At 66.8% G+C, this 12,545-nt stretch carries 9 protein-coding genes; 5 read left to right on the forward strand and 4 right to left on the reverse strand.

Translation table 11 applies throughout. From position 1 onward, the window contains the following. Positions 1-57 precede the first annotated feature (57 nt). From BLP88_RS00600 to BLP88_RS00615, 4 genes are all read left to right on the forward strand, one after another. Positions 58-1,656 carry an APC family permease gene (locus BLP88_RS00600; RefSeq protein WP_074586088.1) on the forward strand — a complete coding sequence of 533 codons (1,599 nt, stop codon included), beginning with the start codon at positions 58-60 and terminating at the stop codon, positions 1,654-1,656. A 190-nt stretch (positions 1,657-1,846) separates the two neighbouring features. Then, positions 1,847-2,932, forward strand: a complete 1,086-nt coding sequence (locus BLP88_RS00605; RefSeq protein WP_175453458.1) for an S-(hydroxymethyl)mycothiol dehydrogenase — start codon at positions 1,847-1,849, stop codon at positions 2,930-2,932. Then, positions 2,932-3,549 carry an MBL fold metallo-hydrolase gene (locus BLP88_RS00610; RefSeq protein WP_074586091.1) on the forward strand — a complete coding sequence of 206 codons (618 nt, stop codon included), beginning with the start codon at positions 2,932-2,934 and terminating at the stop codon, positions 3,547-3,549. The genes BLP88_RS00605 and BLP88_RS00610 overlap by 1 nt, the downstream gene beginning before the upstream one ends. 49 nt (positions 3,550-3,598) lie before the next feature. Further along, complete coding sequence (locus tag BLP88_RS00615) at positions 3,599-5,917, forward strand: FdhF/YdeP family oxidoreductase (protein ID WP_074586092.1); 2,319 nt, start codon at positions 3,599-3,601, stop codon at positions 5,915-5,917. 81 nt (positions 5,918-5,998) lie between these two features. On the opposite strand, the gene BLP88_RS00620 is transcribed toward BLP88_RS00615, so the two are convergent. Next, the gene (locus tag BLP88_RS00620; RefSeq protein ID WP_074586094.1) at positions 5,999-6,847 is read right to left on the reverse strand and encodes an EamA family transporter; all 849 of its coding nucleotides are present in this window, start codon (positions 6,845-6,847) and stop codon (positions 5,999-6,001) included. Positions 6,848-6,933: 86 nt separating this feature from the next. Between BLP88_RS00620 and BLP88_RS00625 the strand changes: the two genes are divergently transcribed. Continuing rightward, positions 6,934-7,800, forward strand: coding sequence for a LysR family transcriptional regulator (locus BLP88_RS00625; protein ID WP_074586096.1), 867 nt, complete (start codon positions 6,934-6,936; stop codon positions 7,798-7,800). Positions 7,801-7,942: 142 nt separating this feature from the next. Here the strand turns inward: BLP88_RS00625 and BLP88_RS00630 are convergent, their stop codons facing one another. The 3 genes from BLP88_RS00630 to purU form a co-directional block, all read right to left on the reverse strand. Further along, complete coding sequence (locus tag BLP88_RS00630; protein ID WP_074586097.1) at positions 7,943-8,983, reverse strand: NAD(P)-dependent alcohol dehydrogenase; 1,041 nt, start codon at positions 8,981-8,983, stop codon at positions 7,943-7,945. Between the two features lie 87 nt (positions 8,984-9,070). Further along, positions 9,071-11,578 (reverse strand): GcvT family protein, encoded by a 2,508-nt coding sequence (locus BLP88_RS00635; protein WP_074586099.1) that lies wholly within the window; start codon positions 11,576-11,578, stop codon positions 9,071-9,073. A gap of 34 nt (positions 11,579-11,612) precedes the next feature. Continuing rightward, entirely contained in the window at positions 11,613-12,542 is a 930-nt protein-coding gene (gene purU, locus BLP88_RS00640; protein WP_084110661.1) for a formyltetrahydrofolate deformylase, read from the reverse strand. Positions 12,543-12,545: the final 3 nt, after the last annotated feature.

Below are 12,545 nucleotides of genomic sequence, written 5' to 3' on the forward strand. Positions count from 1 at the left end.
TCCCGCCGGCCTCCAGGCTCGGCGGGCAACATCGTGCCATTCGATTTAGGAGCTCAGATGTCAGAATCACGCAAGACCACTGACACAAGCGGCATGGACGAGTTTGGCTACGCCCAAACCCTGGACCGCAGCATCGGAAAGTTCGCAAGTTTCGCCGCCGGCGTCAGCTACATCTCCATCCTGACCGGCGTTTTCCAACTGTTCTACTTTGGCTTCTCCACCGCCGGACCGGCTTACGCCTGGTCCTGGCCCATCGTTTTTGTCGGCCAGTTGATGGTCGCACTCTGCTTCGCTGAACTGGCCGGGCGCTACCCCGTGGCCGGTTCCGTCTACAACTGGGCCAAGCGGCTCAGCACCGGCACCTGGGCCTGGCTTTCGGGCTGGCTTCTGCTGATTTCGTCGATTGTGGCCCTGGGCTCGGTGGCCCTGGCCCTGCAGATCACCCTGCCGCAGCTCTGGAGCGGTTTCCAGATCATTGGCGACGGCACGGGCCCGTACGACTTCGCCGTCAACGGCGTGCTGCTGGCCACCATCATGATCGTCATCTCCACGCTCATCAACGCGTTTGGTGTGAAGCTGATGACCAAGATCAACAGCATCGGCGTGTTCGTTGAACTGATCGCCGCAGCGCTGCTGATCGTTGCCCTGTTCTGGCACGTCGTGAACGGCCCGGAAGTCCTCTTCGACACCTCCGGCTTCGGCCAGGAACACCCCATGGGCTTCTTCGGCGTCTTCCTGATCGCCGCCATGGCCTCCGGCTACGTCATGTACGGCTTCGACACCGCCTCTTCGCTCGGCGAGGAAACCAAGGACCCCAAGAAGACCGCGCCCAAGGCCATCATCCGCGCCGTCACCGCGTCCTTCCTGCTCGGCGGCCTGCTGCTGTTCGGCGGCATCCTCGCCGCACCGGACCTCAACGATCCCAAGCTCGGCGCAGCCGACGGCGGCCTGCAGTACATCGTGCTGTCCGTCCTGGGTGGCCCCTTCGGCAAGGCGTTCCTGGCCTGCATCGTGGTGGCCGTGGTGGTCTGCACCCTGGCCGTGCACGCCGCCGCCATCCGCATGATGTTCGCCATGGCCCGGGACAACAACCTGCCGTTCAGCCGCCAGCTCAGCAAGGTGGATCCGGTCCGCAAGACCCCCACCGTTGCCGCGATCGTGATCGGTGTCATGGCCATCATCCCGCTGATCGTCAATGTGGCGCAGCCGGCCATCTTCACCATCCTCTCCAGCATCAGCATCGTGCTGATCTACCTGTCCTACCTGCTGGTCACCGTGCCGATGCTGCGCCGCCGCTTCCTGAAGAAGTGGCCGCTGCCGGATGACGGCACCGAGGTGGGCTTCAGCCTCGGCAAATGGGGCTTCGTGGTGAATCTGCTGGCGGTGCTGTGGGGCGCTGCGATGACCATCAACCTCATCTGGCCGCGGCAGGAAATCTACAACTCCGTGCCGCCGTTCGCGTGGTACCTGCAATGGGGCGGCGTCTTCTTCGTTGGAGCCGTGGCCGTTGCCGGCATCCTGCTCTACCGCTTGAAGATCCGGCACCAAACCGGCGTCCTCGCCGAGCACGCCGCCGCGGTCGCAGTCCGCCCGTCCTCGGGGCACCCTACGGAAGCGGTGGTCACGGAAAAAGCCGGGATTGACACCCGGGTGTGACCCCTGCCATATTTCAATAACGCACCATGCGCATCGTGTTGTGTAATACGCAATTGGACGAAGCTTATGGAGCTGCCCATTCGAGCATCCCGGCTACCCTTTTGGGTAGCCGGGTGCCGGGGTTTTAGCTCATACCATGGGTAAGTCGTATCGGAGCCTTGCGCCGGTCAATGGAAGGAAACAAGGAAACGTGGTTCATAAGGTCCAAGCGGTTGTTGTCAGGGAAAAGGACGCTCCCGCCACCATCGAGACCATCCTGGTCCCGGAGCCGGGCCCGGGCGAAGCCCTGGTTGATGTCCTGACGTGCGGTGTCTGCCACACCGACCTGCACTACAAGCTCGGCGGCATCGGCAACGATTACCCGTACCTGCTCGGCCACGAATCCACCGCCGTGGTGAGCCAGGTGGGCTCCGACGTCACCGACCTCAAGCCCGGCGACCGCGTCATCCTCAACTGGCGCGCCGTCTGCGGAAACTGCCGCTCCTGTGCCAAGGGCCAGCCGCAGTACTGCTTCGCCACCCACAACGCCACCCAGAAGATGACCCTCGAGGACGGCACCCCGCTGTCTCCGGCGCTGGGCATCGGCTCCTTCGCGGAGAAGACCCTCGTTGCGGCCGGCCAGTGCACCAAGATTGACGACGACGTCGACCCCGCCGCCGTCGGCCTCCTCGGCTGCGGCATCATGGCGGGCATCGGTGCCGCCATGAACACCGGCGAGGTCAAGCGCGGCGAGTCGGTCGCCGTCATCGGCTGCGGCGGCGTCGGCATTGCCGCCGTCGCAGGGGCCAAGCTGGCGGGCGCGACGACGATCATCGCCGTCGACCTCGACCCCGCCAAGGTGGAGCTCGCCAAGACCCTCGGCGCCACGCACGGCGTCGTCTCAAAGGACGTGGACGCCGTCGAGGCGATCCGCGAGCTGACCGACGGCAATGGCGCCGACGTCGTGATCGACGCGGTGGGCCGCCCGGAAACCTACAAGCAGGCCTTCTACGCCCGCGACCTCGCCGGCCGCGTGGTCCTGGTGGGCGTCCCGACGCCGGAGATGACCCTCGAGCTTCCCCTGCTGGATGTCTTCGGCCGCGGCGGATCGCTCAAGTCGTCCTGGTACGGAGACTGCCTGCCGTCCCGCGACTTCCCGATGCTCGTGGACCAGTACCGCCTGGGCCGCCTGCCGCTGGATGCCTTCGTGACCGAGCGCATCGGCCTGGGCGACGTGGAAGCCGCGTTCGAGAAGATGCACCGCGGCGAGGTCCTGCGTTCTGTGGTGGAAATCTGATGGCTGTCACCGTAGAGAACCGGGTCACCTCCGGAACGTTTTCGCTCGACGGCGGCACCTGGGACGTAGACAACAACGTCTGGATCGTGGGCAACGACGAGGAATGCGTCATCATCGATTCTCCGCACGACGCCGCCGCGATCGTGGACCAGGTTCGTGGCCGTAAGGTGCTTGCCATCCTCATGACGCACGCGCACAACGACCACATCGGAGCGGCACGCGAGGTGGCTGACGCCGTCGGCGCTCCCATCCACCTGCACCCCGAAGACATGATCCTGTGGAAGCAGGTCTACCCGGATGTCCAGCCGGACAAGTTCCTCTCTGATGGCGAAGAATTCGCGGTGGGAGGCGCCACGCTGAAGGCGATCCACACGCCGGGCCATTCCCCGGGATCCACCTGCTTTTACTTGGAAAGCGAAGGAACCGTCTTCACCGGGGACACGCTGTTCAACGGCGGTCCCGGAGCCACCGGCCGCTCGTTCAGCGACTACCCAACCATCCTGTCCTCGATCCGGGAGCGCCTCCTGACGCTGCCGGCCGATACCGTGGTACGGACCGGCCACGGCGACAACACCACCATTGGCGCCGAGCGGGAAACCCTCTCGCAGCTGGCCTAGTAACTCAGCCCCGTAGTACACCGTAGTTCCACAGTGAGGCACACCCCGCATGAAATTCACCAAGCAGCCTGCGCCCGTCGCGGACATCGACGAAGCACAGCTTGAGGTCCACAAGCCCAAGAAGGAAGCGGCCGGGGTCAAGGCCGTCATGGTGGCGCTCGAGCGCGCCGTGGCGCAGGCCGGTGTGCAGCGCTCCGTGCAGTCCCTGCTGCGCCTGAACCAGAAGGGCGGCTTCGACTGCCCGGGCTGTGCGTGGCCGGAAACTGACGGGAAGCGCAAGGCCGCGGAGTTCTGCGAAAACGGTGCCAAGGCAGTGGCGGAAGAGAACACGCTGCGGACCGTCGGCGCCGAATTCTGGGCGAAGCACTCCATCGCCGAGCTGTCGCAGAAGACCGAGTACTGGCTGGGCAACCAGGGAAGGCTCAGCGAGCCGGTGGTGATCCGCCCGGGGGAGACGCACTATTCGCCGATCTCCTGGTCGGATGCCTTTGCCCTCATCGGGGAGCGCATCAGCGGCACGACGCCGGACCGTTGCGTTTTCTACACCTCCGGCCGGACGGCGAACGAGACGGCGTTCATGTACCAGCTGTTCGCCCGGTCCATCGGCACGAACAACCTGCCGGACTGCTCGAACATGTGCCACGAGTCGTCGGGGTCGGCTCTGAACCCGACCATCGGCATCGGCAAGGGCACGGTCTCCCTGGAGGACATCCACGAGGCCGAGCTGATCTTCGTGGTCGGCCAGAACCCGGGCACCAACCACCCGCGCATGCTGGGCGCCTTGCAGGAATGCAAGGAGAACGGCGGCAAGGTGGTGGCCGTGAACCCGCTGCCCGAGGCCGGCCTGTTCAACTTCAAGGATCCGCAGACTTTCGCGGGCGTGGTGGGCAAGGGCACTCCCATTGCCGATGAGTTCCTGCAGATCAAGGTGGGTGGCGACCTCGCCCTCTTCCAGGCCCTGGGCCACCTGCTCCTGGAAGAGGAGAAGCGCAACCCGGGCACCGTGGTTGACCGGGCGTTCGTCGAGTCCCAGACGGACGGCTTCGAAGCCTACGCCGAAGCCCGGGCCACGCTGGACTGGGAGGTCACCGAGGAAGCCACGGGCCTGTCCCGCGAGCAGATCGAGACCGTCGCCGGGATGCTGATCCGCTCCAAGGCCACCATCTTCTGCTGGGCACTGGGCGTCACGCAGCAGCCGCACTCGGTGGACACCATCAAGGAAATGGTCAACGTCCTGCTGCTCCAGGGCAACTTCGGCAAACCCGGGGCCGGCGCCTGCCCGGTGCGCGGCCACTCCAACGTCCAGGGCGACCGCACCATGGGTGTGTGGGAGAAGCCCACCGAGCCGCTCCTGGCGGCCTTGGACCGCGAGTTCGGCATCACCTCTCCGCGGGAGCACGGCCATGACTCCGTGGAAACCCAGCACGCCCTGGAAAACGGCGACGTAGACGTGTTCGTTTGCATGGGCGGCAACTTCGCCGCGGCGGGCTCGGACACCGAGGGGCTGGAAGCCGGCATGCAGCGGGCGGGCCTCACGGTCCACGTCTCCACCAAGCCCAACCGTTCGCACATCGTGCACGGGAAGACGTCCCTGATCCTGCCCACGCTGGGCCGCACGGACCGGGATGACAAGCACGCCAAGGGCATCCAGTTCCTCTCCGTGGAGAACTCCATGTCGGTGGTGCATTCCACGCAGGGCCGCCTTCAGCCGGTTTCGGAGCACCTGCTGGCAGAACCGGTGATCATCGCCCGCATGGCCGAGGCCACCTTCGGCCCGGACCACGCAGTGGACTGGCGGGCCATGGCCGAGGACTACGACGTCGTCCGCGACCACATCTCCCGCGTCCTTCCCGGCTTCGAGGACTTCAACACCCGCGTGCGCAACAAGGCAGGCTTCGTCCTGCCCAACCCGCCGCGCGACACCCGCTCCTTCAAGACGGACATCGGCCGCGGCCGCTTCACCGTCAGCCCGCTGGAGTTCCTCACGCCCCCGTCCGGCCACCTGGTGCTGCAGACCCTGCGCAGCCACGACCAGTACAACACCACCTTCTACGGTCTTGACGACCGGTACCGCGGCATTTCCGATGGCCGCCGCGTCATCCTGATCCACCCGAAGGACCTGGCCGCGCAGGGCTTCCAGGATCGTGACCTGGTGGACGTCATCAGCGTCTTCGCGGGTGCTGAACGCCGGGCGGACAAGTTCCGGCTGATCGCCTACCCCACGGCCGAAGGATGCGCCGCGGCGTACTTCCCGGAGGCCAACGCGCTGGTGCACAAGGAGAACGTGGCCCGCGTGTCCAACACGCCCGGCTTCAAGGCGATGTTCGTGCGCTTCGTGCCGCACGTGGAGGCTGCCGCGGCAGGGTAGCCGCTACCTCCTGTATTGACGTACGACGGCGACATTCCGCACCGGGCGGAGTGTCGCCGTCGTACGTTGGTCCGCCAGGCGTCACCCCTCCAGCCGCAGCACCGTGGCGTTCGCGCCCACGATGAGCAGGATTCCGGCCCACTGGCCTGCGTTGAGGGCCTGGCCCAGCGCCAGCCCTATCAACGCCGCGAACACCGGATTGACGCTCATGAGCATGCCGAACAGGGCGGCCGGCACGCGGCGCAGGGCCAGCAGGTCGGCGATGTACGGGACCGCCGAGGCCAGCACGCCCGCGGCCACGGCGCAGAGGATTGCGAACCAGCTCACGGGCCGGCTGAACAGTATGACGACGGCGACCGGCAGGAAGGCCGCTGCGGAGACTGCCATGGCGGCGGCGGTGCCCTGGATGCCCGGGATGCGCCGGCCGATGGTGCGGTTGAGCAGGATGTAGGCTGCCCAGCTTGCGGCGCCCACCAACCCGAAGCCGATCCCGAGGTAGTCCGTGGAGGGGCCGGGCTGGGTGATGCCCACGACGCCGGCCGCCGCTGCGAGGGCGCACGCGATGCCGGCCTTGCTGCGGGCGCCGAGGAGCGCGAGGGACAGCGGACCCAGGAATTCCAAGGTTACCGCCAGGCCCAGGCCGATCCGTTCGATCGCCGAGTACAGGCCGAGGTTCATGGTGCCCACCACCACGGCCAGCAGGCACACCGGCCACAACTGTCCGCGGGTGAAGCTCCGGAAGCGCGGCCTCGCGATCGGCAGGAGCACCGCTGCCGCGATCAATTGCCGCACCGCGACGACGCCGAGCGGGCCGATCGCCGGGAACGCCAGCGAGCCGCTTGCCGCGCCGAGCTGGTTCGAGAGGGAGCTGGCCATCAGCGTGGCCACGCCGCGTACTGTGCTCTTCCCGGTGCCTGCCGTGTTTTCCATGCGGCAAGTGTCGCGCCGGCGGCCCGCATTTTCACAATGCACGCGGCGCCGTATTCATGCGTCTTGCGCATGAATAGAATCGCCTTATGGAGATGGAAATTCGGCAGCTGCGGTGTTTTGTGGCGGTGGTGGACGAGGGAAGTTTCACCGACGCCGGAATCAGCCTGGGGATCTCGCAGACGGCCGTCTCCCGGAACCTCGCGGCCCTCGAGGAATACCTCGGCGTCCGGCTCATCCACCGCACCACCCGCAGTGTCTCCCTGACGGAGGCGGGGGAGCGGGCCCTGGCGCACGCGCGCCGGGTGCTGGCCGCCGTCGTCGGGCTGGAACGCGATGCGCAGGGCGGCGGACGGCTCCGCCTCGGCTATGCCTGGTCCGCGCTCGGCCGCCACACGCTGGAACTGCAGCGCCGCTGGGCCGCGGAGCTCCCGGACGTTGACCTGGAACTGGTCATGGACAACAGCCCGACGGCGGGGCTGCTTGAGGGGGCCAGCGACGTCGCGATCCTGCGGCGCGTGCCCGTGGCCGGGAAGGCGGCGGCCCGGACGGTGGACCTGCGCCGGATCGGGATGGAAAAGCGGTACTGCGCGATGGCGGCGGACGATCCCCTTGCGGGCCGCCGGAGTGTTGCGCTGGCGCAGATCGCGGACAAGGCGCTGGCCGTGGACCTGCGCACCGGGAGCACCACGCTGGAGCTCTGGCCCGTTGACTCCCGGCCGGCGAAAACCATCGAGATCCACAGCGTGGACGACTGGCTGACGCTCATCGGCAGCGGCAAGGCCCGGGGTGTGACCGCCGAGTCCACGGCGCACCAGTACCGGCGCCGCGGGCTCGTGTACCGTCCGGTGCGCGACGCCCCGCCGGTTCCGGTCCATGCCGCGTGGATCAAGGGCGAGCTCCCGATGGCGGGCAGGCGGCTGATTGCCATGCTGGAGGAGCTGTATGGTTCCTGAACACGGAAATCGACCGGCCCAAATGTTGTTTGCCCCCTGAAATTTCAGGTGGCAAACAACGTTTGGCCGGGCGGGAATCAGGTGCTGGGTGGTGGAAGGCGCTTGCGCTCAACGGAGCCAGAGAGTTCGCTGGCCCCGGAACCTACAGCGTCGACGTGTCGATCACGAAGCGGTACCGCACGTCCGAGGCGAGGACGCGCTCGTAGGCCTCGTTGATCTTCTCCGCCGGGATGGTTTCGATCTCTGCCCCGATGCCGTGTTCGGCGCAGAAGTCGAGCATTTCCTGGGTTTCGCGGATACCGCCGATGTTGGAACCGGCCAGGGACTTGCCGCCCACGATCAGGCTGAAAATGCGCAGGTCCAAGGGTTCGCCCGGCGCGCCCACGCACACCAGCGCACCGTGCGGCTTCACCAGGCGCAGGTAGTCGTCCAGGGAGATCGTGGCGCTGACGGTGTTGATGATCAGGTCGAAGCTGCCGGCCAGGTCCTGGAACGTGGACTCATCGCTGGTGGCGTAATAGTGGTCGGCGCCCAGGGCGAGGCCGTCCTCCTGCTTCTTGAGGGACTGGGACAGCACGGTGACCTCGGCGCCCATGGCGTGGGCGAGCTTGACGGCCATGTGGCCCAGGCCGCCCAGGCCGACGACGGCGACCTTCTTGCCGGGGCCGGCGCCCCAGCGGCGCAGCGGCGAGTAGGTGGTGATGCCGGCGCACAGCAGCGGCGCGGCGACGTCGAGGTCCAGGCCCTCGGGAATCCGGACGGCGAAGGCCTCGTCCACCACCACGTGGCTGGAGTAGCCGCCCTGGGTGATGGTGCCGTCGCGGTCGGTGGCGGCGTAGGTACCAACATTGCCGTTCAGGCAGTCCTGTTCCTGGCCGTTGAGGCACTGTTCGCATTCGCGGCAGGAATTGACCATGCAGCCGACGCCGACCCGGTCGCCGACCTTGTGGCGGGACACCCCGCTGCCGACGGCCGAGACGATTCCGGCGATCTCGTGGCCGGGGGTGAGCGGGTAGGGGACCGGGCCCCAGTCGCCGCGGACGGTGTGGATGTCGGAGTGGCAGATGCCGGCGAACTTGATGTCGATCAGGATGTCATTGGCGCCGAGTTCGCGGCGTTCGATGGTGCTGGGGACAAGGGGTTCCGTAGCGGAGGTAGCAGCGTAGGCCTTGGCAGTAATCATGTTTAAAAGCCTAGGGGTACAGACGGGGCCAAGGGAGGCCCTGTCTGTACCCCTGTTAGCGGGAATAAATCCCTAGCCGGAATACGCTCAGCCGCGGATGCGCTCCATGGCCGGGTCATACAGCGGTTCGGCGGTCACGGTTGCCGGGATGCGCTCACCGAAGTACTCGATCTCCACCGAATCCCCGACGCCGACGGCGGACGGCAGCCAGGCGTAGGCGATCGGCTTGTGGATGGTGAAACCGTAGGCGGCACTGGTGACGTAACCGGCAGCTTCGCCGCCGACGTACACCGGTTCCTTGCCGAGCACGATCGAGGTGCCGTCGTCGATGGTCAGGCAGCGCAGGGTCTTGGCGGCGGGCTCTTCCTTGCGGACGGCCAGTGCCTCGGCACCCACGAAGCCTTCCTTGCCCTTGGCCACGGAGAAGCCCAGGCCGGACTGGTAGGGATCGTGCTCGGTGTGCATGTCCGTGCCCCAGAGTCGGTAGCCCTTCTCCAGGCGCATGCTGTTGAACGCGCCGCGGCCGGCGGCAACGATGCCGAACTCCTGGCCCGCTTCGAAGAGCAGGTCCCAGAGCTTCAGGCCGTACTCGGCGGTGGTGTAGAGCTCCCAGCCGAGTTCACCCACGTAGGACAGCCGCCAGGCGCTGACGGGAATGCCGCCCACGGAGATTTCCTTGGTACGGAAGTACTTCAGGCCGTCGTTGCTGAGGTCGTCGTCGCTAAGCTTGCCGATGACCTCGCGGGCCAGCGGACCCCACAGGCCGATGCAGCAGGTGCTGCCGGTGATGTCGGTGACGTGCGCCCACTGGGACGGATCCGCGGCCGACTGCTTGCGGGCTTCCACACGCAAGTAGTCGAAGTCCACGTTGCTGTTGACGCCCAGCTGGAACTTCTCCTCCTCGAGGCGGGCAACCGTTACGTCGCTGCGGATGCCGCCGTCGTGCTCCAGCAGCAGGCAGTAGGTGACAGCGCCGGGCTTCTTGGTGATGTTTCCGGTGCTGAGGCGGTGCAGCAGGGCCTCGGCTCCGGGGCCCACAACCTGGAGCCGCTTGAGCGGGGTCATGTCATAGAGCCCGACGGCGGTACGCGTCCGCCATGCCTCCGCTGCGGAGATGGGGGAGTGGAACATGTTGGACCAGGAGTCGCGCTCCGGCGCCTGCCATTCGGCGGGCAGTTCCTCGAGCAAGCCGCGGTTGGCCTCGAACCAGTGCGGGCGCTCCCAGCCGGCGGACTCCAGGAAGAAGGCGCCGAGTTCCTTCTGGCGGACGTTGAAGGGGCTCACGCGCAGGTCGCGCGGGGATTCCTTGGGCTGCAGCGGGTGCAGGATGTCGTAGATTTCCACGAAGTTCTGCTGCGAGGTTTCGCTGACGTAGGCGTCCGAAGTCTGCACCTTCTCGAAGCGGGTGAGCTCGGTGCCGTGCAGGTCGGTGCGGGAGCGGCCCTCGACCAGGAGCTCCGCCACGGCCTTGGCCACGCCGGAGGAGTGTGTCACCCAGACGGCCTCGGCTACCCAGAAGCCGGTGAGGTCCGGGTGCTCGCCGATCAGCGGGCCGCCGTCAGGGGTGAAGGAGAAGATGCCGTTGAAGCCGTCCTCGATCGCAGTGCTACGCAGGGCCGGCAGCAGGTCCTGGCTGTCTTCCCACGCGGGCAGGAAGTCTTCCAGGGTGAACTCCAGGCGGGAGGGCATCTTGTGGTCCGACATCTCCTCGGAGGACACCTTCGGCAGCGCGGACATGTCCACCGGCATGGGGCGGTGGGCGTAGCTGCCGATGCCGATCTTGTTGCCCCACTCGCGGTAGTACAGGTCCTTGTCCTGGTAGCGCAGGATCGGCTTGGTGGCGCCCTTGGGGAGTTCGTTGACGCCCTCGAGCTCGGCCAGGGGGGTGGTGACGACGTACTGGTGGGCCAGCGGGAGCAGCGGGACTTCCAGGCCCACCAGCTTGCCGAGCTCACGGCCCCAGAAACCGGCACAGGACACCACGATGTCGGCCGGGATCAGTCCGGTGTTGGTTTCGACGCCGGTTACCTTGCCGCCTTCCTGGGCGATGCCGGTGACGGTGGTGTTGCCGATGAAGGTCACGCCGCGCTCACTGGAGCGCTCGATCAGCAGCTGCACGGCGCGTGCCGCCAGGGCCAGGCCGTCAGTGGGGATGAGCAGGCCGCCCAGGACCTCGCGGTCGCCCGTGAGCTTGCCGGTGTTCAGGAGGGGGTAGATCTTTTCGCACTCGTCGGCGTCGATGATGCGGCTTTCGACGCCCCAGGAGGTCATGATGCCCATCTTGCGCTTCAGTTCGGCGAGGCGCTCCGGGGTGGTTGCCAGTTCCAGGCCGCCCACCTGGTTGAAGCAGGACTGGCCGTCCTTGCTCAGGGAGAGCAGCTTGTTCACCGTGTACGTGGCGAACTCGGTCATGGTCCTGGATCCGTTGTTCTGGAACACCAGGCCCGGCGCGTGGGAGGTGGAGCCGCCGGCAAGTTCCAGCGGGCCCTGCTCCACGACGGTGACGTTGGTCCAGCCGCGGCTGGACAGTTCATCCGCGAGGTTGGTGCCGACAATGCCGGCGCCGATGATGACGACGCGTGGTGATGCGCTCATGGGTGTTATTTCTCCTGTTGGCTTGGCGTTCGCGTTAGCGGAAGACGACGGTACGGGTGTTGTTGAGCAGGACCCGGTGCTGGCAGTGCCACTTCACTGCCCGGGACAGTGCCTGGGACTCGGCGTCCCTGCCGACCGTGACCAGGGCGTTCGGGTCCAGGCTGTGGTCCACCCGGAACACTTCCTGCTCGATGATCGGGCCCTCATCCAGGTCTGCGGTGACGTAGTGGGCGGTGGCTCCGATGAGCTTCACGCCGCGGTCCCAGGCCTGGTGGTAGGGCTTGGCGCCCTTGAAGCCGGGCAGGAAGGAATGGTGGATATTGATGGCGCGGCCGCGGAGCTTGGTGGTGAGCTCGTCCGAGAGCACCTGCATGTAGCGGGCCAGGACCACCAGGTCGGCCTGGTACTCCTCGACCAGTTCCAGCAGGCGCGCCTCGGCCTGCGGCTTGGTGTCCGCGGTGATCGGCACGTGGATGAACGGCAGGCCTGCGGCTTCCGCCATGGGGCGGAGGTCTTCGTGGTTGGAAACCACGACGGCGATCTCCGCACCCAGGCTGCCCGCCCGCCACCGGAAGATGAGGTCGTTGAGGCAGTGGCCGAACTTCGAGACCATCACCAGCAGGCGCTGGGGGCGGCCGTCGTGGATGGCGAACTCCATATCGAACTCATCGGCGATGGCGGCGAACTCGGCGCTCAGGCCTTCCGCGGAAACTTCCTTGTCTCCCGGGGTGAAGGCCGTGCGCAGGTAGAGCTTGCCGCTCATGTGGTCGTCGAACTGCTGGTGTTCAACAATGTCGAAGCCCCGGTCGGCGAGGAAGCCGGTGATGGCCCGGACGATTCCGGGGCGTTCCGGACACGCAAGGGTAAGCACGTACTGTGCGGTGCTCGTACCGCGAACGCTGGGGACGGCGCCGGCTTCCGCCGTCGCGCCACCCGTCGGGCGGCCTTCGAGGACTGTGGTCATGGT

It is taken from the genome of Arthrobacter cupressi, from assembly GCF_900099975.1.
GTDB lineage: Bacteria > Actinomycetota > Actinomycetes > Actinomycetales > Micrococcaceae > Arthrobacter > Arthrobacter cupressi.

Excerpts from the sequence above, each read along its gene's own strand:
- BLP88_RS00615 (WP_074586092.1), top strand. The coding sequence starts at position 3,599 with ATGAAATTCACCAAGCAGCCTGCGCCCGTCGCGGACATCGACGAAGCA.
- BLP88_RS00610 (WP_074586091.1), top strand. The coding sequence starts at position 2,932 with ATGGCTGTCACCGTAGAGAACCGGGTCACCTCCGGAACGTTTTCGCTC.
- purU (WP_084110661.1), bottom strand. The coding sequence starts at position 12,542 with ATGACCACAGTCCTCGAAGGCCGCCCGACGGGTGGCGCGACGGCGGAA.
- BLP88_RS00630 (WP_074586097.1), bottom strand. The coding sequence starts at position 8,983 with ATGATTACTGCCAAGGCCTACGCTGCTACCTCCGCTACGGAACCCCTT.
- BLP88_RS00600 (WP_074586088.1), top strand. The coding sequence starts at position 58 with ATGTCAGAATCACGCAAGACCACTGACACAAGCGGCATGGACGAGTTT.
- BLP88_RS00625 (WP_074586096.1), top strand. The coding sequence starts at position 6,934 with ATGGAGATGGAAATTCGGCAGCTGCGGTGTTTTGTGGCGGTGGTGGAC.
- BLP88_RS00635 (WP_074586099.1), bottom strand. The coding sequence starts at position 11,578 with ATGAGCGCATCACCACGCGTCGTCATCATCGGCGCCGGCATTGTCGGC.
- BLP88_RS00620 (WP_074586094.1), bottom strand. The coding sequence starts at position 6,847 with ATGGAAAACACGGCAGGCACCGGGAAGAGCACAGTACGCGGCGTGGCC.